Genomic DNA, 20,569 nt, shown 5'->3' with positions numbered 1-20,569 from the left:
CGGCGAATCAGCTTGCGGTCCAGACCGGCTCGCGCTTCGCGGCGAAGGCCGCGGGCCCCTCTTTGGCATCGGAGCTCTGCTTGAGCAAGGCGTATTCGTGGCTGGTCCGCGCCCAGCCGGCGTCTTCAGCCTCGATGACGCCGTCGGTCGCGCCCAGCGCGACCCGCTTGCTGGCTTGCACGGACAGGGGCGCGTTGACCGTGATTCGCTCGGCCAGCTCCAGCGCCGCTTGCAGCGCGGACCCGTCGGCGACGGCGTAGTTGATCAATCCGGCTGTGGCGGCGTCGTCCGCGGATATCGGTTCACCGGTGAAGATCAATTCGAGCGCGCGTTTGCGTGGCATCTGCCCGAGGATGCGGAACACACCTCCGGCCGCGGCCAGCAGGCCGCGCTTGACTTCGGGCAGGCCGAACGTGGCACCCCGGTCGGCGACCGCGAGGTCACTGGCCAAGACGAGCTCGGTACCTCCGCCCAGCGCGGTCCCGTTCACCGCGGCGATGGTCGGCTTGTCGATGAAATGGCGGGCGTAGCCGGCGAAACCCCACTCGGGGTGCTCGGGGTGATAGAGGTTCTCTCCGCGCCCGATCGCCTTCAAATCCGCACCGGCGCAAAACGATTTGTCACCCGCGCCGGTGAGTACGACCGCCCACACCGAAGGGTCCTGCTGGGCCCGCTGCAACGCATCCCCAACCGCAGTGCTCACCGCGCTGTTCACCGCGTTGCGCGCGTCTGGCCGATTGATGGTGACGACCAACGTGTGGCCGTGTCGCTCGACGAGCGCGGCTGCTTCGCTCACGCCGCTTTTTCCAGGATGTGAATCCCGCAAGCGGAGCCCAACCCGATGACATGCGCCAAACCCACTCGCGCGCCTTCGATCTGACGCGCACCGGCTTCCCCGCGCAGATGCTGGCAGACCTCCCAGACGTTGGCGATGCCAGTGGCGGCGATCGGGTGGCCCTTTGATTGCAGGCCGCCCGAGACGTTGACGGGCAGGCTGCCGTCGCGCCACGGGGCGCCGCTGTTGAAGAAGTCGACGGCGCCACCGGGCTCGCACAGTCCGAGGTTGTCGTAGTGGACGAGTTCGGCGGTGGCGAAACAGTCGTGCAGTTCGACCAGATCGAGCTCGGTGGGTCCCACGCCGGCTTGCTCGTACGCCCGTTGGGCGGCATTGCGGGTCAGGGTGTTGACGTCGGGCAGCACCTGGCAGGCCTCTTCCCAGGGGTCGGTGGTGAGCACCGATGCGCTGACCTTGACGGCCCGCCTGCGTTGCTCGGCCGAAAGCGTCTTCAGCCGTTCGTCGCTGACCAACACCGCGGCCGCGGCGCCGTCGCAATTGGCCGAACACATCGGCCGGGTGTTCGGATAGGCGATCATCAGGTCGGCCTTGATCTGCTCGGCCGACATGGCTTTGGTATGGGCAGCAAGCGGATTGAGCGTCGAGTGGAAGTGGTTCTTCTCGCTGATCTTGGCGAACAGGTCAAGCGGAGTGTCTTGGTAGTCATGGCGATGCAGGTATTGCATGCCGATCTGGGCGAAGACCCCCGGCATCAAGTCGGTGCCGATGCGTCCCTCCAGCCCGGTGACCGCCCCCTTGCGGCCGTGCGGCTCCCAGGTCTTCGCACCGGAGCGCGACTTGCCGCCCGCGCCGAGGAGTCCGGCGCCTGCGAGTTTCTCCGCCCCGACGGCCAACCCGAGTTCGGCCTCGCCGGCCTTGATCGCGAGAATCGCCGTGCGCAGCGCGGTGGCACCGGTCGCGCAGGCATTCGCCACGTTGTATACCGGGATGCCGGTCTGACCCAGCTGCTTCTGCACTGCTTGCCCGAATCCGGGTTGGCCCAGCAGGTTACCCGCTGCGAATACGTCGATGTCGGCGATGGATACGCCCGCGTCGAGCAGTGCCGCGTGGGCGGCATCGAACCCCAGTCCGACGACGTCGCGCTCGGGGCGCTTGCCGAACTTCGTCATATTGATCCCGAGGATCCAGACATCGCCAGCCATCAGTTGTCCTTCCCATTGGAGTCTGGTTCAAACCCGAAACCCACCGCGGTTACGCCGTTGTCATCGACACCGATGGGAAAGGTCGTGAGCCGCAGTTGCATCCCCAGTTGGACCGCATCCACCGTCGGCTCCACGTTGACGATGTTGGCGCGCACCGAGATCCCTTCGCAATCAACGACACCGGCCACGAACGGCACCTCAACACCCGGGGCGGCCACTGCGACGATGGTGAACGTCTCCAACGTGCCGGAGCTGCCCACCTCGGCGGTGGTGAATTCCGTACCGAAGCACGACGCGCACGCGTCGCGGCGATCGAAGAAGTGCGCCCCGCAGTTGGTGCACTTTTGGGCGGCCAGATGAGGCCGATCGTCGAGCACGAGGTACTCGACAATCGGTACCGATGTCGTCATTAGTGGTTGTTACTCCCTTGCGTTCAGATTTGCCGGGCTGCTTGAGCCCAGTACCGGTCCCGGATATTGCGTTTGAGCAGTTTGCCTGCTTCAGTGCGGGGTAGCTGCGGCTCGAAGTCCACTGATCGTGGGCACTTGAACCCGGCCAGGCGCTCGCGGCAGTAGGCGATCAGCTCGTCGCCCAGCGCTTGCGTCGGTGTGATTCCGTCGGCCACCTGGACGACCGCCTTGACCTGCTCGCCCCACTCTGGGTCGGGAATCCCTATCACCGCCACGTCGGTGACGGATTGGTGGCCCGCCAGCACACCCTCGACCTCGGCCGGGTAGATGTTCACGCCACCACTGATGATCATGTCCTTCGCGCGGTCGCAGATGAAGAGGTACCCGTCGTTGTCGAGGTATCCGACATCACCGATGGTGAACGCGTGCCCGCGAAAAACCGAGGCCGTCAAGTCGGGGTCGTTGCGATACTCGAACCGCTCGCCGTCGACGCGCTCGATGTAGACGTTGCCGATCCCCTCGGGCGGCAGCTCGGCTCCCTCGTCGTTCAGTATCCGAACCCGCATCCCCCGCACCGTGCGCCCCACCGTTCCCGGCTTTTCCAGCCAGCGTTGGGGTTTGGCGATGGTCGCGGCGCCCTCGGTGCCGCCGTAGGTCTCCCACAGCACCGGCCCCCACCAGGCCATCATGTCCATCTTGACCTCCAGTGGGCACGGCGCCGCCGAGTGGACCACTGACTTCAGGCTGGACAGGTCGAATTTGTTGCGGACCTCCGGCGGTAGTTTGAGCATGCGGACGAACTGCGTGGGAACCATGTACGCAGTTGTCACAGCATGCGTTTCGATCGCCGCCAAGGTCTGTTCGGCATCGAAGCGGCCCATGATCGCCAGCGCCTGACCGACATTGAGCGCGCCGAGGTAGAAGCTCTGGCACCCGCCGTGGTGCATGCCCGTCGAGACCAGGTGTACGCCGTCGAAGGGCAGGAACTCGAAGGCGCGGCCAAAGACCGCCATCGCGTTCGCCGCTTCGGATGGATCGCGATCGCTGAGTGCGCGCACGATGCCCTTGGGCTTGCCTGTGGTCCCAGAGGAATAGCGAATGGAGTCGCCCAGTCGACGATCGGCCGGAGGCGTCGACGGCGCATCTGCGAGCAGTTCGGCTTCAGTGAGGTAGCCCGCGGGTGACGCACCGTCGGAGCCGACGATCACCCGCAGCGTGGTGGCAGCGGGTTCCGACCCGACGAACCGCTCGAGATAGTCCACATGGGCAACCAGCACCGCAGCACCGGAATGGTCCAGGATCGAGGCGAACTCCTCGGCCGACAGCGCCGTGTTGAACGACACGTAGCGCAACCCGATTTCGCTGGTGGCCAGTTGCCAGATGACGGCGTCGACATCGTTGGGCAACGCGTAGGCCACGACGTCACCGTCACGCAGTCCGCGGGAGCGCAGCGCGTTGGCGACCCGGTGTGCGGCCGCTGCCAGTTCGGAATAGGTGAAGGTCCGTCCAGTGGGCGAGTCGACGATCGCCGGGGTGTCCGGGTGATCCTCCGCGATCCACCACACGCCCAGCCGTTGGTCCCAGGGGTGACGCACGAATTCCTCCTCAAGCAATACCATCCGCTAGAACAGTATCCTTAATTTGATGGGATCGGAAGTCCTGCGAGGGTGGCGCTGGTTACTTCGCGCTGGGGGAGGTGGCAGCCAGGTGAGTGCGCATACGCATCACGGCCAGGTCCTTGTCGCCGGCGAGCAATGCCTCGGCGACGCCGCGGTGGGCGGGCTCGACCTTGGACGGCTGCGAAAGCTCGAGCACCGCAGGCGCCGCTTCCGCGAACCGCGAAAAGAACAGCCAGCCAAGGCGCATGGTGACGCGATGCACCAACTCGAGGGCTCGATTGCCGGTCAAGGCAGCGAGTGACGAGTGGAAATCTTGTCCTTCACCGAAAGCCCGATAGAAGCCCACCGCGGATTCGGAGTCCAACGACCGCTCGATGGTGTCGGCGTCTTCCGGCTTCAGCCTGGCCGCAACGCGTTCGACGATTGCCAACTCCAAGCCGGTACGGACCTCGCTCATGTGGTGCGGGCCGACGCCGCGGCGGCGCAAGTAGATCGCGATGATGTCGGTGACGGCAGACGCGTCGGGAGCGGCCACGAACAATCCGCCCCCGGGCCCACGTCGCATCAATGCGATCTGGTGATACTCGAGAATGCGCACCGCTTCGCGCAGAACCGCCCGACTGGCCGAATAGTCCGCCATCAACGCAGCTTCCGAGCCGATGAACGCCCCTGGGGGTTTGCCCGTTTCGACGATGTCGGCGAACAAGTTGCGCGCCAATGCTTCTGCTCTCTTGTCTCCGATCGCGCCCGCGACTGCCGACGACGCGTCGAGCCGCTGGACGGTGGCAGGCTGGTTGCGGATGAAGCTGGCCTCGGCCTCCAAGTGACGCCGCATTCGTTCGCGTGCCAATCCCGGATTCCCGGCAAGCACCGCGGTGGCGATGCGCTCGTGGGCACGGTGCACTTCGAGATGAATCTCCGGTGACAACGCCGCAGCGTCGCTGAAGTAGTAGAGGCTGACGCGATTGAGAATCTCGACGAACAGTTCCAGCACCGGATTGTGGGTCATCGCGGCCAACCGGCTGTGCAGCAGCCGATAGTCGGGCGAGGTGCCCGCCGACTCCTCGCTCAGCGTCTGCCGAATCGCCGCGATATCGGCTTCGTCGAGCTGTTTTGCCGCGATCTCAGCGGTCAACTCCTCGAGCACGTCGCGGGCGTCGAACACCTCATCGAGGGTGGCGTCGACCCGCAGTAGATACAGGATCGCGGGGCTGATCACTGCGTCGATGTCTGGCTCGTCGATGACCAGCCCGCCCCCTGGGCCACGCCGCATGCGGGCGACGTGCTGGTGCTCGACGAGTCGCACCGCCTCACGCAGCACCGCGCGGCTGACGCCGTAACGTTCGAGAAGTTCGGCTTCGGAACCCAGGATTTGACCCACCGGCCAGCCCAGTTCGACAACGTCGGCGATGATCTGCTCGGCCGCACGCCCGGCGAGTTTCGCGCGGCGAGAGTCGACGGGCGGTGCGATCGCGTCCGGGTTCACGAGCTACCGGTAGCTCGGTTGGCCGTTGCGCCTTGGCGTGGCGCGGCGCTCTGCGAGGGGTGGGTTGCCGATGTGGGTGTAGGCCATCCCGTTTTGGAGTGCCGCCGACCGGGTCATGTCTAAAGACTCCCATATCGCGCGGATTGTGCCCTGGATCGCGCTGGGGTTGCGCGCCGCGATGGCGGCCGCGATCGCGTGAGCCCTGGCGCGTAGGTCATCGGTCGACACGATCTCGGTGACGAGCCCGAGCCGCAGCGCGGTGGCTGCGGTGATGCGTTCCTCGACGCCCATCAGTGCCCAGCGCAGCACGTCACCGAGTGGCACTCCGCGCGAGAGCATTCCGATGGGCTCCAGCGCCGAAACGATCCCCGCGTTGGCGTGCGGGTCGAAGAACAGGGCGTCGTCGGTACAGATGACGATGTCGGACTCGTTGATCAGGTACTGGGCCCCGCCGGCCGCCAGCCCGTGGACCGCCGTGACCACCGGTTTCCAGCAGCGATGGTGAAGCTTCGGCGAGATCGTGACGCCGGGGTCGAAGGTGTTCCAGATGTTGGATTTGATGAACCATGGCGTGCCGCCCCCCGATACGTCGGCACCCGTGCAGAATGCGCGATCGCCGTTGGCCTGCACGACTACTGCGTGAATGGAATCGGTGTCCCGCGCCGTCTGCCATGCCCACGCGAGCTCGGCGGCCATGCGGTCGTTGAACGCATTCATCGAGTCCGGGCGGTTCAAGGTGATGGTCGCTACGTGGTCGTCGGTGACGACGAACTCGATGTCGTGGAGCTCGCGGTTGACATCCGGACCGTCGGCGGGGGTAGCTTCAATCATAGTATTGAGTGTACTTTAAATTGGCTACGCCGAGACGGTATTGGTCCACGAAGGAGTGTGCATGGGAAAGCTGGACGGGCGGGTCGCCATCGTGACCGGGGCGGGTCGCGGCATCGGGCGTGAACATGCGCTGTTGTTTGCGGCTGAGGGCGCGAAGGTCGTGGTGAACGACCTCGGTGGCGGCTCCGATGGCTCGGGCGACGACGTCACCCCGGCTGAGCAGGTGGCCAAGCTGATTCAGGCTCAGGGCGGGGAGGCCGTCGCCAACCATGACGACGTGGCCAGCTGGTCTGGCGCCGAGCGGCTGATCTCGACGGCGGTCGAGCACTTCGGTGACCTGCACGTGTTGGTCAACAACGCGGGGATCCTGCGCGACCGCACCCTGGTCAACATGACCGAAGACGAGTTCGACGCGGTCGTGCACGTTCACCTCAAGGGCCACTTCTGCCCGACCAGGCACGCCGCCAACTACTGGCGGGACCAGGCCAAGGCCGGCCGCACCACGGGGCGCGCCGTCATCAACACGTCATCGACCTCGGGACTTTTTGGCCAACCCGGTCAAACCAACTACGGCGCAGCCAAATCCGGGATCGCGATGATGACGATGATCGCGTCCGAGGAGCTAGCGCGCTACCACGTGCGGGTCAACGCGATCGCGCCTGCGGCGCTGACGAGGTTGACCGCGGGACTGCCCGGCGTACCCGATCCCGAACGGGGTGAGGATGTCGGTGCGATGGACCCGGCGAACGTTTCACCGTTCGTGGCGTATCTGGCGACCGAGGACTGCCCGATCAACGGCCGGGTGTTCTTCGTGATGGGCAGCCGCGTACATCTCTTCCAACCGTGGTCCATCATCGACAAGATCGACAAGCCCGGTGGACGATGGTCGGTAGCCGAATTGCAGGAGCAGGCCGCGCATTTCGCGACCGTGCCGTTCGCCCTCAACCACCCGATGCGGGGCTGACATGACAGTACCGAGATTTCCCGTCGAGGCGGGCCACGTGCTGATGTTCGCCCGTGCCATCGGCGACACCAGCGCGGCCTACTCCGATGAGACGTTCGCCGAAACAGGACTGGCCGGTGCCGCGGCTCCGCCGACGTTTGTCCAAGCGAGCGCCCAGTTCGACCCGGAGTATGTCCTGCGGCCGCACCCAGGTCGGCCATGGCTCGGCTCGACGGACAGCAAGAGCGGCAACGGATCGGCCTCCGGTGGCGCAGGCGCGGTGCTCCACGCCGAACAGCGTTTCGAGTTCGCTCGCCCGGTTCGAGTTGGCGATGTCCTGGTGGCGCATCAGCGGGCCGGTCGGGTGTGGGACAAGGTAGGACGCAAGGGCGGCAAACTGATCTTCACGGAAACGATTACCGAATATCGCGGGACATCCGGCGAACTCGTCGCCACGGCCACCGCGGTCGCGGTCCAGCCTGATCGCATGCCCGGTGCTGCCGCGGAACCCGCCAAGGAGAGTCGATGACCACCGAAGAGTCTGTCGAACTGCGACCGGGCGACGTCCTCGAGATGCGGTTGGTCGACGTCTTGACGCGCACCCAGATCGTCCAATATGCCGGAGCGTCGGGCGATTACAACCCGCTGCACACAGATGAGCCGTTTGCGCGCACCGTTGGCGGCTCGCCGACGGTGTTCGCTCACGGGATGCTCACGATGGGTATGACCGGACGGTTGCTCACGGAGTGGTTCGGAGCCGAACGGATCGTCAGTTACAGCGCGAGGTTCGTCGCGCAGGTTTGGCCAGGCGACACCCTCACGGCCAGAGCCACAGTGGAAGCCGTCGACTCCACCGAAGACACACCTCGGGCCACCCTGGCCCTGCAGACCACCAACCAACGCGACGAGGTGGTGTTGTCGGGAACTGCGGTAGTTCGCCCCGAAAACCACACCGAGAGATCGGAGTCCGATGTCCGGATCGATTGACACAGAAGAGTTCACCAATCTCGGCACAGGCGAGATGTTCGGGAATCCATACCCGCGGTACGCGCACCTGCGGAGCGCGGCGCCGGTGTCCAAAGTCAAGGCGCCGCTGATGTTCCGTGGCACCGGCTACATGCTCACGCGCTATGAGGATGTGCAGCTGCTGCACAGTGATCCGCGGTTCTCCACCGACGCGATCAAGTACGGCGACGCCGGGAAGGTCACCTGGATGCTGCCGGGGACCATGAAGCTGCTGCTCGAAACTATGGTCTTCAAGGACGATCCCGACCACAAACGCCTTCGCAACCTCGTCCACAAGGCCTTCACACCCAAGCTCGTTGCCACCATGGCCGATGACATCGAGCGCATCGCCTCCGACCTGGCCGACCGGCTTGCCGAAAAGCGCGACATCGACCTGGTCGACGACTTCGCCGTACGCCTGCCGCTGGCCGTCATCGCCACCATGCTCGGCGTCAACGATGCCGACCGGGACAAGTTCCACGACTGGTGTCACCGGCTCTCGTCGTCGGCGGGAGGTGGACTCTTCGGCGTACTGCGCAACGTACGCACCGGGCGGCGTTTGATGCAGTTCTTCCAGTACCTGGCCGATGAGGGCCGGCTGCATCCCGACGAGGGCCTCATCTCTCAACTCGTTCGCGCCAACGACGACGGCGACAAACTCAGCGAGCGCGAGATCGTCGCGATGATCTTCCTGCTGCTCTTGGCCGGCCATGACACCACGGCGAATCTCATCGGCGCCAGCGTGCTCTCGCTGCTCGACCACCCCGACGAGTTGGCCAAGGTCCGCGCGAATCCCGACCTCATCGACAGCGGCATCGAGGAGCTGCTCCGCTACACCTCACCGGTGCCATGCGGCGGTACCCGGATCGCGCTCGAGGACGTTGAGATATCCGGCACCCGCATCCCGAAGGGTGGCCAAATCCTCGGCATGATCATCTCGGCCAACCGCGATGAGTCTGTCTTCGAGAACCCAGACGTCCTCGACCTGTCTCGGAAACCGAACAGGCACATAGCGTTTGCCTTCGGAACCCACTACTGCCTCGGACACCAACTCGCCCGCCTCGAAGGCGGCACAGCGCTCAAGACCCTGCTCAAGCGCTTCGACAATTGGGAGATCACCGTGCCCCGCTCAGAACTGCGATACAAGCCCGTCGTCTCATTGCGTGGGCTCAACTCCCTGCCGATGCGGGTGAGCTGACATGACCCAAACCGGAGAAGCCAAGGACTTCGACTACGCCATCAAGGACGAGGACGTCGAGAAGGCCAAGTTGCTGCTTGGTATCGACGTGCCGAACGTCCGCGACGAGTACTACCGGACCGCCACGCCCGACGGGATCCGGAACTTCGCCCGCGGGTACGGCGACGACAACCCGCTGTTCGCCGATCCTGAGTACGGCGTGAACACCCGGTGGGGCAGCCAGATCGCGCCACCGATGATTCAGATCGCCATGTCGAAGAAACTGTACGGCGATCCGATTCCCGCGGAGATTCATGCCGAGACCAAACGCTTGTTCTCTGGCGTGCACCTGTTCGTGTCGGGGCAGGACACCGAGTGGTACCGCCCCGTGCTGCCCGGCGACCAGCTGTACGCGTTCGGTGGCCTCGAGTCGATCGAGGAGAAGCAAAGCGAGTTCGCAGGCCGCTCGATCATCCGCATTCAGCGACAGGTGCACATCAACCAGCGCGCCGAGGTGGTTGCGATCGTGCGCACCATTCTGATCTCCACCGAGCGCAAGAAGTCCCGCGAGCGTGGGAAGTACATGGACATCGAGCCCGCGAAGTACACCGAGGAACAGATCGCCGAGCTCGACGCCATCTACGCCGCTGAGGGACCACGCGGCGCGGAACCCAGGTACTTCGAGGACGTCAAGGTGGGTGAGCAGCTGCCGAAGATGGCCAAGGGCCCGCTGACGCTGACCGACATCATCTCGTTCCACGCCGGGGGCTATGGCTTTGCCCCGTACGGCATCGGGCCTGCGCGGGTGGGTTACAAGAACCGCCAACGGGTTCCGAAGTTCTACATCAACAACGCGGCGGGAATCCCGGACGTGGCCCAGCGCCTGCATTGGGAGAACGAATGGTCCCAGTCGATCGGCAACCCGATGGCCTTCGACTACGGGGTCACCCGCGAATGTTGGCTCACCCACTACCTCACCGACTGGATGGGTGACGACGGCTGGCTGGTGCGGCAGCACGACGAGATGCGCAAGTTCAACTACATCGGCGATGCGCAAGTCATCACCGGGGAGGTCGTGGCCAAGCGCACGGACGGGCCGAACACCGTGGTCGACATCGAGTTCCGTGCCACCAATCAGCGTGGGGAGGTCACGGCGCCTGCCACGGCAACGGTAGCGCTGCCCAGCCGCGAGCTCGGGCCGGTCGTGCTCCCCAGCCCGGGCGACGACCTCGCCCGCAAGGCAGTGTCTATGTGGCAGCGCCACCACGAACTCCGGCGTAGTCGGTGATGACGGCCGACTCGACCACGATCGACACCGGGACGGACACCGTCGTCGCAGAAATCCTCGACGGTGTCGGCATCCTGACGCTGAACCGGCCCGAACGCCGAAACGCGTTGCATCCCGAGATGTTTGATGCGGTACCGGTAGTCCTGGAGCGGTTCGCCGATGATGCCGACGTGGGCTGCGTGATCATCACCGGCGCCGGAGCGGCCTTCTGCGCGGGTGGCGACGTACGGGACGCACCACGTACGCGCGCCGAGGGCGCCGACGGCAAACGCCCCTCGGTGGCGGAGTCCGCGGCGCGATTGGTTTCCGACGCGCGCATGGTGCGGTTGTTGCACGAAATGCCGAAGGTCACCATCGCGGCGCTACCGGGCGCGGCGGTGGGCGCCGGTTTCAGCATCGCGCTATCGACCGACTTCCGGATCGCGGCGCGATCGGCCAAGTTGATTCCGGGGTGGGGCCAATTGGCGTTCTCCGGCGATTTCGGCGGGGCATGGTTCTTGACGAAACTGGTTGGTCCGTCGCGAGCGTTGCAGATTCTCATCGAGGGCACCCCGGTCTGCGCCGACGCGGCGCTGGCCATCGGGCTGGTGAACAAGGTCGTCGAGGATGACGAAATCCGTGTCGAGGCCCTGGCCTGGGCACGGTCCATCGCCGCAGGACCGACCAGTGCCTGGGCGCGGATGAAGGCCAATGTCGCTGATGCGCAGGTGCTTTCACTCGAAGCTGCGCTGCCCCTTGAGGGCGAGCGGATGGTGTGGTCGGGGTTGACCGACGAGCACCGCGCTGCAGCGCGCGCGTGGCTCGAGGCTGCCGCCGCGAAGAAGGCCGCGGTGAAGAACCAGGCCACGAAGGGCAGCCGATGAGCGACGACCGACGGCAGATTCCCGACGAGCTCCAGAGCTGGATCGCATCGGTGACCGGCGCGCAGTCCGTCGAGTGCAAGCAGGTTTCCGGTGGGGCCAGTCGCGAGGCGTGGTTCGTCGACGCCGAGACCGCTGACGGTAGGCGTGAACTGTTCCTGCGTTACGATCGGCGTAAGCCCAAGCCCGGCAGCGCATTCCATCCATTGCAAGTCGAAGCCGAGATCATTGCCGCACTTCATCGTCACGGGGTGACGGTTCCCGAAGTGGTTGCCGCCCATCCCGAGCAGCAGGCGATCCTGTTGAAGAGGGTGAGCGGGGAGACCTGGTTTCGGCTCATCGAGGACGAGGCCGAACAGGTCAGCGTTGCGCAGGACTTCATCGAGAAGCTGGCCGCGATGCATCGCATCGACCCACGCGAGCTCGACATCGCGAGCCTCGGGCCGGTTCTCACGGTTCGAGATCACGTGCTCGAAGAGCTCGCGGCGATTCGGCAGCGGGTCGGCCGCCAGAACGCTCCGGCGCCGCTGTTGTCGTTCTGCATCGACTGGCTCGAACGCAACGTGCCCGACTACTCGGGTTCGCCGGTGCTCGTCCAGGGCGACACCGGTCCGGGCAACTTCATGTACGAGCACGGCAAGGTCACCGCGATCGTCGACTGGGAGCTGGCCCATTACGGCGATCCGATGGACGACATCGCCTGGCTGTCACTACGAACCGTCCAGGACACGTTCACCGATTTTCCGGCCAGGCTGGCCGAGTACGAGCGGCTCTCCGGGCATCGGATCGATGAAGCCCGGGTCTGGTACTACCGGCTGTTCGCCGAGACCCGGCTTGCCTCACTGCATTCCGCGGGAATCGACGCGCGCGTGTCGATTCCCGTTGGATCACCGGATGCCGGAAACAGTCTCATCTACGGGATGCTGCATCGGCGGCTGCTGGTCGAGGCCCTTGCCCACGCCGTCAACCTGCCCGCTCAAGAGCTCGAGTACCCCGAGTCCGGACCCGCCTCGCCGTATCAACAGGTCTACGAGGCAACGCTTTCCGTGCTGAAAGACGTGACGGGCAAGGCCGCCGACGGGCTGGCGGCCCGGTGGACGAAGGGCGCCGCGCGGCTGGTGAAGTATCTCGCCGAGGTCGACCGGATTGGCCCAGTCGTCGACCGGCAGGAGCTCGACGAGCTGACCAAATTGCTCGGCGAAGTTCCAGACTCCGTCGAGGCGGGCCGCGCCGCGCTCGCCGACCGGGTGTCCAAGGGCGACCTCGACGAACTCGACTACGTCGCGCAGCTGTGGCGCGGCATCAAGCGCGACGACTTCTTGATGCGGACTGCGTCGGGCGCGCTGTATCACCGAACCTGGCCACCCCTTAGCTGAGGAGAACTTCAATGGGTATTGCAATCACCGAAGAGCATCGCGAGCTGGAGAAGGTCGCGCGGTCGTTTCTCGCGACGCACAAGTGCCGACTGGTGGCCAGGGAGTTGCTCGACTCACCCACCGAGGAGCTTCCGGTGTTTTGGTCGGAACTCGCCGAATTGGGTTGGCTCGGACTGCATCTGCCCGAGGAATACGGTGGATCGGGGTTCGGTCTGCCCGAGCTCGTCGTCGTCGTCGAGCAACTCGGCCGCGCCGTCGCGCCCGGTCCGTTCGTTCCCACCGTCATCGCCTCTGCGGTGATCGCCGCACACGGAACCGACGAACAGCGGGCCCGACTGTTGCCCGGGCTTGCTGAGGGGACAAGCACGGCAGGCATCGGGTTCGGCGGAGCCGTCGACGTCGTCGATGGTGTGGCGAGCGGAAACGCGGGCATCGTCCTGGGTGCGGGGGTAGCTCAGTTGTTGTTGATCCCCAGCGGGGACGACGTGCTCGTGCTTGAGGCCGCTGGCTCGGGGGTGTCGGTCGAGGTGCCGGCAAACCTCGACCCCACCCGCAGGTCGGGTCGGGTGACGCTCGACGGGGTGACTGTTAGGTCAGCGGACGTGCTGGCAGGCGCCGGGTCGGGCGCACTGGCCATCGCGCGCACCATCATTGCCGCCGAAGCCGTTGGCGGAGCTCAGGACTGCCTGGATTCGGCGGTCGGGTATGCGAAGGTGCGCGAGCAGTTCGGACGACCGATCGGCACCTACCAGGCGATCAAGCACCATCTCGCCAACATGCTCGTCGCAGCGGAGGCCGCGTTGTCGACCGTGTGGGACGCCGCAAGGGCCGCAGCCACCGGCGGCAAGAACTTCGAGCTGATCGCGGCTTGCGCTGCCACGCTGGCTGTTCCGGCGTACGTGCACAACGCCGAACTGAACATCCAGGTGCACGGCGGGGTGGGGTTCACCTGGGAACACGACGCGCACCTTCATCTGCGCCGCGCGGTCACGCTGCGTGCGCTCTTCGGCGCGCAAGGCGCGGCCGAGGACGTCTACGAGATGTCTGCATCGGGCGTGACCCGGGAGAACTTCATCGAGCTGCCACCGGAAGCGGCGGCCCTGCGCGAGCAGGTCCGCGCTGACGCCGTGCAGATCGCGGCACTCGACGAGGGCGCGCAGCGCAGGCGACTCATCGAGACGGGCTACGTAATGCCGCACTGGCCCAAGCCGTGGGGACGCGCCGCCGATGCCGTCGAGCAGCTCGTCATCGACGACGAGTTCGCGGCCGCCGGACTCAAGCGACCCGATTTCGGCATCACCGGCTGGGTGATTCTGACGTTGATCCAGCACGGCACCACCGATCAGATCGACCGTTTCGTCGACTCGGCGCTCAGCGGCGACGAAGTGTGGTGCCAGTTGTTCTCCGAACCCGAAGCGGGTTCGGATGCCGCCGCCGTCAAGGCTCGGGCGGTGCGGGTCGACGGTGGCTGGAAGATCAACGGCCAGAAGGTGTGGACGAGTGGCGCGCAATACTGCCAGCGCGGGCTCGCCACGGTGCGGACCGATCCGGAGGCGCCGAAGCATGCGGGCATCACCACCGTCATCATTGACATGTCCGCCCCAGGGGTCGAGGTGCGCCCGCTGCGGCAGATCACCGGCGGCTCGGAGTTCAACGAAGTCTTCTTCTCCGACGTGTTCGTCCCCGACGCGGACGTGGTGGGGGACCCGAACAAGGGCTGGACCGTCGCCAGGGCGACGCTGGGCAACGAGCGGGTCAGTATCGGCGGCGGCGGCGTCGCGGCCAGTCGCGGAGCGGCAGCCTCGGTGATCAAGTTGACGCAGCGCCATGGCGACGGTTTCGCGGGCGCAACCGCGCGTGCAGGCCGCTTTCTGGCCGACGAACATGCACTGCGCCTCTTGAACCTGCGGCGCGCGGCGCGCAGTGTCGCAGGGGCGGAGCCCGGTCCCGAGGGCAACGTGACGAAATCGCTTCTGGCCGAACACATCAGTGACCGTGCGACGCTGTCGGCGGAATTGCAGGGTCCGGAAGTGGCCTTGGTCGCCGGGAAAGCTGGGGCGACCGGACTCCTGGTGCTGGGAGCTCGCGGCATGTCGATCGCGGGCGGCACCTCGGAAGTCACCAGGAACCAGATCGCCGAGCGAATCCTCGGACTGCCCCGCGACCCACTGATCAAATGACGTCGCTCAAGTGACGTCGCGGGGCGTGAAAACCGGGACGAAAACGTGCTCGTGTTGTTCGAATTCGACGCGCACCGCCATACCGATGGCTACTGCTTCCGGGTCGCAGCCGGCGATGTTGGCGGCGATGCGTAGTCCGGGTTGCTCCGGCAGTTCGACCAGGGCGATCACGTACGGCGGAACGACCGCAGGATGAAACTGCTGGTAGTTCACCGTGTAGGTGAAGACGACGCCGTCCCCGCTGACAGGCGTCGGTTCAAGCGGCCCACCGCAATTCGGACAGTCGGCGACCGGCGGATGCACCCAGCGACTGCAGTCTCGACAGCGGGCGATCAGCAGCTGCGCGTTGGCGCCGCCGGTCCAAAAGGCCTTGGTGTGCAAGTCGAGGCGCGGCAGCACGCGTGGAACGGCGGCCGGATCCTGTTGTACCGTCATACTTAGAAAAGTACACTGAATAAGACGTTTGTTGGAACGGGTTCGGAGGTAGCGGTAGTGCGACATCCCGGTAAGGACGCCGTCATCGCGGGCGCCGGTATCTCGCGCATCGGCAGGCGTACCGGAATCCCGGCGCTGGAACTGACGCTCGAAGCGGTTCGTGCCGCCCTCGACGACGCCGGATTGACGGTCGACCAACTGGACGGCATCACGTCGCTGGGGGACACGCCACCCAAGGAGGTGGCCGCGGCGTTGAACATCGAACCGCAGTTTCGTGGAGGTGGGTTCGACACCGGTGGGCTGCTGTCACCGGTGATGTCGGCGTGCCTGGCCGTCCGCGAAGGGCGCGCCCGCCACGTGCTGGTGTACCGCACGGTGCAGATGATGGGCGGCACGATCGACACGAAGCCGAAATCCGACTCACCGAAGTCCGACTCACCGAAGCCCGACTCACCCAAGCCCGCGCGCGTCAAGGGCCCGAACGTGGTGATGGCCGACGTCGAATATCTCCTTGCCGCACATGCCTATTCGGCCGCCAATTGGCTTGCGATGCAATGTCGGAGCCACATGGAGCTCTACGGCACCACCAAGGAACAACTGGGCTGGGTGGCGATCAACGCGCGCCGCAACGCCGCGCGCAACCCCTTGGCCGTCTACCGCGAGCCCATCGAGATGGAGCACTACCTGGCGGCCCGGCCCGTGTCGAGCCCGTTCGGTCTGCTGGACTGCGACGTGCCCGTCGACGGGTCGATCGCGGTCGTGGTGTCGTCGGCCGAACACCGAAGTGACAGCCCGCACGGCGCGGTGACCATCGAATCGATGGGCGGCGCGTCTGGTGCTGGTAGCTGGACGGGGCGGCCCGACTACCCCAAGATGGCGGCCACCGACGCCGCCACCGAAATGTGGTCACACACCGACCTCGGCCCCGCCGACGTCGACATCGCGGAGCTCTACGACGGATTCACGTTCCTCACGCTGGCGTGGCTGGAGGCGCTCGGGTTCTGCGGCGACGGTGAAAGCGGTCCCTTCGTGGAGGGCGGCCACCGAATCGCACCGGACGGCCAGTTGCCGCTGAACACCTACGGCGGTCAGCTGTCCGCGGGGCGGATGCACGGCTACTGGGTGCTCTATGAAGCGTGCCAACAACTTCGAGGCCGTGCAGGAGAAACCGCGATACCGAAACGGCCCGAGGTTGCGGTGGTTTCGGCCGGCGGAGGGCCCATCGCAGGATGCCTGCTACTGACATGCTGAGCATCCCCGACGAGATCGTGTCCGCCGTCCGCGAGCACCCCGACACGTCCGTGATCGTCCACAGTGACGTGAACCCCACCTCGACCACGCTGGGCGAGCTCTTCGACGAGAGCTGCCGAGTCGCGGCGAGCCTGACCGGACTGGGTATCCAACCCGGCGATGTAGTGGCGGTCCAACTTCCCAACTGGCGAGAGTGTTTCGTCGCCCATGCGGCCGCGTGGCTCTGCGGCGCGGTGCTGTTACCGATCGTGCCCATCTACGGTCCCCGCGAGGTTGCGTTCATAATGCAGAAGTCGGGTGCCCGCGCGTTGATCATCGCCCGCGCCCTACGCAACCGCGACACCTCAGCCACCCTAGACGCAATCGCCGAGCTACCTGATATCGCGCACCGCATCGTGGTCGGCGACCCGACGCCGGGGACCATCCCCTTCGCTGAGCTCACCCGGAGCAGCGCAATCGATTTCGTTGCCCACCAACCGTCCGGCGCCGAGCAGCGGTGCCTGCTGGTCTATACCTCGGGGACGACCGCCGAACCCAAGGGCGTGCAGCACACGCATGCGACCCTGCTTGGCGAAATCCAGGCGATGGACGAAATGCGGGCGGCCGGACCATCTTTGACCACATTGTCGGTGTTTCCTTCGGGACACATCGCTGGCGTGCTCGGCATCCTGCGCATGCTGGGTCGCGCGAACACGACCATCGCCATGGACGCGTGGAATCCGCAGACGGCCGCTCGGCTCATCGCCCGCCACGGGGTCGGCGCGTCGGGGGGTGCGCCGATTCACCTCGGTGGCATCCTCGACATCGCTGAACAGGAGAAGCTCGACCTGTCGAGCTTGCGCGAGTACACCACGGGAGCCGCAGGAGTGGCGGGGTCGTTGATCCGGCGCGCGGACGCACGCGGGGTCGGAGCATTCCGGTGTTACGGGTCGACCGAGCATCCCACCATCAGCTCAAGCGCCGGGGCAGATCCGCTGGACAAACGTGCCGACACCGACGGCCGGATCGCACCGGGCACCGAAGTTCGGCTCGTCGACGACGACGGACACGAGGTGCGGCCGGGCTGCGAAGGCGAAATCCTCAGCCGCGGACCGGAACTGTTCGCCGGCTATACCGACGCACGGCATACGCGTGCCTCCATGGTCGATGGCTGGTTCCGCACCGGCGACGTCGGCCGGCTCGATGGCGACGGCTTCCTGACCATCACCGACCGCAAGAAGGACATCATCGTCCGTGGGGGAGAGAACATCTCGTCCAAGGAGGTCGAGGACGTCTTGAGCGGCCATCCGGCCGTGGTAGAGGCCGCCGCGGTCGGGGCCCCCGACGACAAGTACGGCGAACGCGTGTGCGTGTTCGTGGTGGTCAACCCCGGCCAGCGCTTCGGATTGGCAGAGGCGGCCGACCACTTCCAGCAGGTCGGGTTGGCCCGGCAGAAGACGCCGGAGCGGATCGTCGTCGTCGACGAGTTGCCCCGTACGGCCAGCGGCAAGGTACAGAAGCACTTGCTCAGAGAACAGCTGAAATAACCAGTTGAGCAACGATTCTCAAGCGAAAGGCACTGATATGGGTAGGGTTCAAGACAAGGTCGTTCTGGTCACCGGAGGTGCGCGTGGGCAGGGTCGTCGCCATGCGGTGAAGCTGGCCGAGGAGGGTGCCGACATCATCCTGTTCGACATCTGCCACGACATCGAGCACAACGACTACCCGTTGGCATCGGAGCACGACCTCGAAGAGGCCCGCCTCGAAGTCGAAAAGACCGGTCGCCGTGCGGTAGCCGCAGAAGTCGACGTCCGAGATCGCGCCGCGTTGGAGGCTGCACTGACCGAGGCGATCGGTGAGTTCGGCAAGCTCGACGTGGTGGTGGCCAACGCCGGGATCTGCCCGTTGGGCGCAAATCAGCCAGTCGGCGCATTCACCAATGCATTCGACGTCGACTTCGTCGGCGTCGTCAACACCGTGCACGCCGCTTTGCCGCACCTGTCGGCAGGCGCATCGATCGTGACGGTGGGCTCGGTTGCCGGACTGCTAGCGGAAAAGGCGGGTCCTGGCGCCGCCAGCGGACCGACCGGCGCCGGGGGTTCCGGCTACAACCTCGCCAAGCAGTTCATCGACAGGTACACGATGGCACTGGCCGCGCAGTTGGCGCCGCAGTCCATTCGCGCCAACGTTGTGCACCCGACGAATGTGAACACGCCGATGCTGCACAACGAGCCGATGTACAAGATGTTCCGACCCGACCTCGAACACCCCGGCCTGGACGACGCGTTGCTCACATTCCCGATGATGCAGGGCATGCCGATACCGTTCGTCGAACCCGACGACGTGTCTCACGCCGTCTGCTACCTCGCCTCAGACGAATCCCGTTATGTCACCGGCGTGCAGTTGAAGATCGATGCCGGCGCGAGCCTGAAGTTCTGAGCGCCCACCGGTGATCTCGTGAAGTGGGGTATGCCGTGGCCGGGCGCGGCCGTGGCCGAGGAATGCGAGGAGGCAGGCGCTTCCGCGTTCTGCAGCGGTGAGTTCGCCGATGCGAACGCTTATGTGGCGGCGGCCGAGATGGCGCATGCGAGTTCCGCCGCGATGATTGGTCCTGGAATCGCCTACGCCTTCGCCCGCTCACCGTTTGTCCATGCTTCGGCGGCCCGGCACCTGAACCGGATCGCCCCCGGCCGAGTCTTCCTCGGGTTGGGGTCTGGCACCACACGAATGAACCGCGATTGGTTCGGTGTCGACTCGTCACATCCCGCTGCCAGGATGGCTGAACTCGTCGAGGTGATCCGCGCCTTCCTGCGCGCGGAGAACGATGAGAAGGTCACATACTCGGGCGATTTCTACTCCATCGACGCGCGCGTCCGGGCTCCGGTGCTCGGCCGCATCGATGTGCCAATCCTCATCGGCGCCTTCAACGTTCACATGCTGCGCACCGTGGGGCGGACCGCCGACGGGATTTTGGGGCACCCGCTGCTCACCGACCGTTGGTGGGACGAAGTGGTCGACCGCGAGATCCAGACTGGCGCTACCAAGGCCGGCCGCGACGCCTCGGGATTGTTGCGCTGGGGTTGGGTGACCACCGCGGTCGACGATGCCGACCCGAAGCGTGCGGTCGAAGAAGCCAAGAGACAAATCGCCTTTGACATGACCGTGAAGGCCTACGACCCGCTCATCGCGCTACACGGCTGGCAGGACGACGTGGCCTCCATCCGCACGGAGTTCGCCAACGGCGACCCGCGCGCCATTGGCAAGCACGTGACCGACGAGATGCTGTGGTCGATCGCGGTATGCGGTGACAGCGCCCAGGCCAAGGAGATGCTGGCCAGCCGCCGCCGCCTTCCCGACACCGGATTCTTCTCCCCTCCGGGATACCTGGTGAGCCAGCGGCGGCGGGCTCACTATCGCGCCGAGGCGACCAGGTTTCTCGGTGAAGCGATTGCGGGGCACCCATGAAAGTTGTCTTGGAGCAATCGAAGTGCACCGGCCACGCGCGCTGTCACGCGACCGGTCCGAACCTGTTTCCGATCGACGAACAGGGCTACTCGACGCTGGTATCCCACGTCGTCGCACGGTACGACGAGCCGGCCGTCCTCGAGGGTGTGGCTGCCTGTCCGGAGCTGGCACTGCGCATCGAAGAGGCCTGATCCGGGCTGCGGCATCGGCCTGCTCCACGTTCGCCACCGACCTACACCCGCGCAGGCCCATTGGCGGGGCTCTTG

At 65.7% G+C, this 20,569-nt stretch carries 20 protein-coding genes; 13 read left to right on the top strand and 7 right to left on the bottom strand.

Annotated elements, in window-relative coordinates; translation table 11 throughout:
* Positions 1–7 precede the first annotated feature (7 nt).
* The 6 genes from SLQ30_RS19615 to SLQ30_RS19590 are packed head-to-tail and all read right to left on the bottom strand — an operon-like array spanning position 8 to position 6,344.
* Positions 8–796 carry an enoyl-CoA hydratase-related protein gene (locus tag SLQ30_RS19615; protein ID WP_319447718.1) on the bottom strand — a complete coding sequence of 263 codons (789 nt, stop codon included), beginning with the start codon at positions 794–796 and terminating at the stop codon, positions 8–10.
* Positions 793–1,998 (bottom strand): thiolase family protein, encoded by a 1,206-nt coding sequence (locus tag SLQ30_RS19610; protein WP_413468089.1) that lies wholly within the window; start codon positions 1,996–1,998, stop codon positions 793–795. Before SLQ30_RS19610 ends, SLQ30_RS19615 begins: the two co-directional genes overlap by 4 nt.
* Positions 1,998–2,408, bottom strand: coding sequence for a Zn-ribbon domain-containing OB-fold protein (locus SLQ30_RS19605; RefSeq protein ID WP_319447719.1), 411 nt, complete (start codon positions 2,406–2,408; stop codon positions 1,998–2,000). The genes SLQ30_RS19610 and SLQ30_RS19605 overlap by 1 nt, the downstream gene beginning before the upstream one ends.
* A gap of 23 nt (positions 2,409–2,431) precedes the next feature.
* Positions 2,432–4,027, bottom strand: coding sequence for an AMP-binding protein (locus SLQ30_RS19600; protein WP_319447720.1), 1,596 nt, complete (start codon positions 4,025–4,027; stop codon positions 2,432–2,434).
* Positions 4,028–4,085: 58 nt separating this feature from the next.
* Positions 4,086–5,513 (bottom strand): FadR/GntR family transcriptional regulator, encoded by a 1,428-nt coding sequence (locus SLQ30_RS19595; RefSeq protein ID WP_319447721.1) that lies wholly within the window; start codon positions 5,511–5,513, stop codon positions 4,086–4,088.
* A 3-nt stretch (positions 5,514–5,516) separates the two neighbouring features.
* A complete protein-coding gene (locus SLQ30_RS19590) occupies positions 5,517–6,344 on the bottom strand; it encodes an enoyl-CoA hydratase/isomerase family protein (RefSeq protein WP_319447722.1) in 828 nt (275 codons plus the stop codon).
* Positions 6,345–6,405: 61 nt separating this feature from the next.
* Here SLQ30_RS19590 and SLQ30_RS19585 point away from each other — a divergent pair, with 61 nt between their 5' ends.
* The 8 genes from SLQ30_RS19585 to SLQ30_RS19550 are packed head-to-tail and all read left to right on the top strand — an operon-like array spanning position 6,406 to position 15,173.
* Entirely contained in the window at positions 6,406–7,308 is a 903-nt protein-coding gene (locus SLQ30_RS19585) for an SDR family oxidoreductase (RefSeq protein WP_319447723.1), read from the top strand.
* Between the two features lies 1 nt (position 7,309).
* Positions 7,310–7,816: a MaoC family dehydratase N-terminal domain-containing protein gene (locus tag SLQ30_RS19580; RefSeq protein ID WP_319447724.1), complete on the top strand. Its 507-nt coding sequence runs from the start codon at positions 7,310–7,312 to the stop codon at positions 7,814–7,816.
* A complete protein-coding gene (locus tag SLQ30_RS19575; protein WP_319447725.1) occupies positions 7,813–8,274 on the top strand; it encodes a MaoC/PaaZ C-terminal domain-containing protein in 462 nt (153 codons plus the stop codon). Before SLQ30_RS19580 ends, SLQ30_RS19575 begins: the two co-directional genes overlap by 4 nt.
* Entirely contained in the window at positions 8,258–9,490 is a 1,233-nt protein-coding gene (locus SLQ30_RS19570; RefSeq protein WP_319447726.1) for a cytochrome P450, read from the top strand. The genes SLQ30_RS19575 and SLQ30_RS19570 overlap by 17 nt, the downstream gene beginning before the upstream one ends.
* A gap of 1 nt (position 9,491) precedes the next feature.
* Positions 9,492–10,757: a MaoC family dehydratase N-terminal domain-containing protein gene (locus SLQ30_RS19565; RefSeq protein WP_319447727.1), complete on the top strand. Its 1,266-nt coding sequence runs from the start codon at positions 9,492–9,494 to the stop codon at positions 10,755–10,757.
* Complete coding sequence (locus SLQ30_RS19560) at positions 10,757–11,620, top strand: enoyl-CoA hydratase-related protein (RefSeq protein WP_319447728.1); 864 nt, start codon at positions 10,757–10,759, stop codon at positions 11,618–11,620. The genes SLQ30_RS19565 and SLQ30_RS19560 overlap by 1 nt, the downstream gene beginning before the upstream one ends.
* Positions 11,617–12,993 carry a phosphotransferase family protein gene (locus SLQ30_RS19555; RefSeq protein ID WP_319447729.1) on the top strand — a complete coding sequence of 459 codons (1,377 nt, stop codon included), beginning with the start codon at positions 11,617–11,619 and terminating at the stop codon, positions 12,991–12,993. The genes SLQ30_RS19560 and SLQ30_RS19555 overlap by 4 nt, the downstream gene beginning before the upstream one ends.
* A gap of 11 nt (positions 12,994–13,004) precedes the next feature.
* On the top strand, positions 13,005–15,173 hold the full coding sequence (locus SLQ30_RS19550) for an acyl-CoA dehydrogenase (protein ID WP_319447730.1): 2,169 nt from the start codon (positions 13,005–13,007) through the stop codon (positions 15,171–15,173).
* Between the two features lie 6 nt (positions 15,174–15,179).
* Here the strand turns inward: SLQ30_RS19550 and SLQ30_RS19545 are convergent, their stop codons facing one another.
* The gene (locus SLQ30_RS19545) at positions 15,180–15,608 is read right to left on the bottom strand and encodes a Zn-ribbon domain-containing OB-fold protein (protein ID WP_319447731.1); all 429 of its coding nucleotides are present in this window, start codon (positions 15,606–15,608) and stop codon (positions 15,180–15,182) included.
* A 57-nt stretch (positions 15,609–15,665) separates the two neighbouring features.
* Here SLQ30_RS19545 and SLQ30_RS19540 point away from each other — a divergent pair, with 57 nt between their 5' ends.
* From SLQ30_RS19540 to SLQ30_RS19520, 5 genes are read left to right on the top strand one after another with little or no spacing between them, the layout of a single operon-like run.
* Positions 15,666–16,859, top strand: a complete 1,194-nt coding sequence (locus tag SLQ30_RS19540) for a thiolase family protein (protein ID WP_319447732.1) — start codon at positions 15,666–15,668, stop codon at positions 16,857–16,859.
* On the top strand, positions 16,838–18,385 hold the full coding sequence (locus SLQ30_RS19535) for a class I adenylate-forming enzyme family protein (RefSeq protein WP_319447733.1): 1,548 nt from the start codon (positions 16,838–16,840) through the stop codon (positions 18,383–18,385). Before SLQ30_RS19540 ends, SLQ30_RS19535 begins: the two co-directional genes overlap by 22 nt.
* 37 nt (positions 18,386–18,422) lie before the next feature.
* Entirely contained in the window at positions 18,423–19,277 is an 855-nt protein-coding gene (locus SLQ30_RS19530) for a mycofactocin-coupled SDR family oxidoreductase (RefSeq protein ID WP_319447734.1), read from the top strand.
* A 30-nt stretch (positions 19,278–19,307) separates the two neighbouring features.
* Positions 19,308–20,303, top strand: a complete 996-nt coding sequence (locus SLQ30_RS19525) for an LLM class flavin-dependent oxidoreductase (RefSeq protein ID WP_413468098.1) — start codon at positions 19,308–19,310, stop codon at positions 20,301–20,303.
* The gene (locus tag SLQ30_RS19520; protein ID WP_319447736.1) at positions 20,300–20,494 is read left to right on the top strand and encodes a ferredoxin; all 195 of its coding nucleotides are present in this window, start codon (positions 20,300–20,302) and stop codon (positions 20,492–20,494) included. The genes SLQ30_RS19525 and SLQ30_RS19520 overlap by 4 nt, the downstream gene beginning before the upstream one ends.
* Positions 20,495–20,569: the final 75 nt, after the last annotated feature.

Source organism: Mycobacterium sp. RTGN4, assembly GCF_033804635.1.
GTDB lineage: Bacteria > Actinomycetota > Actinomycetes > Mycobacteriales > Mycobacteriaceae > Mycobacterium.
The sequence above is the reverse complement of the archived record's forward strand: the minus strand, read 5'-3'. Positions and strand labels throughout refer to the sequence as shown.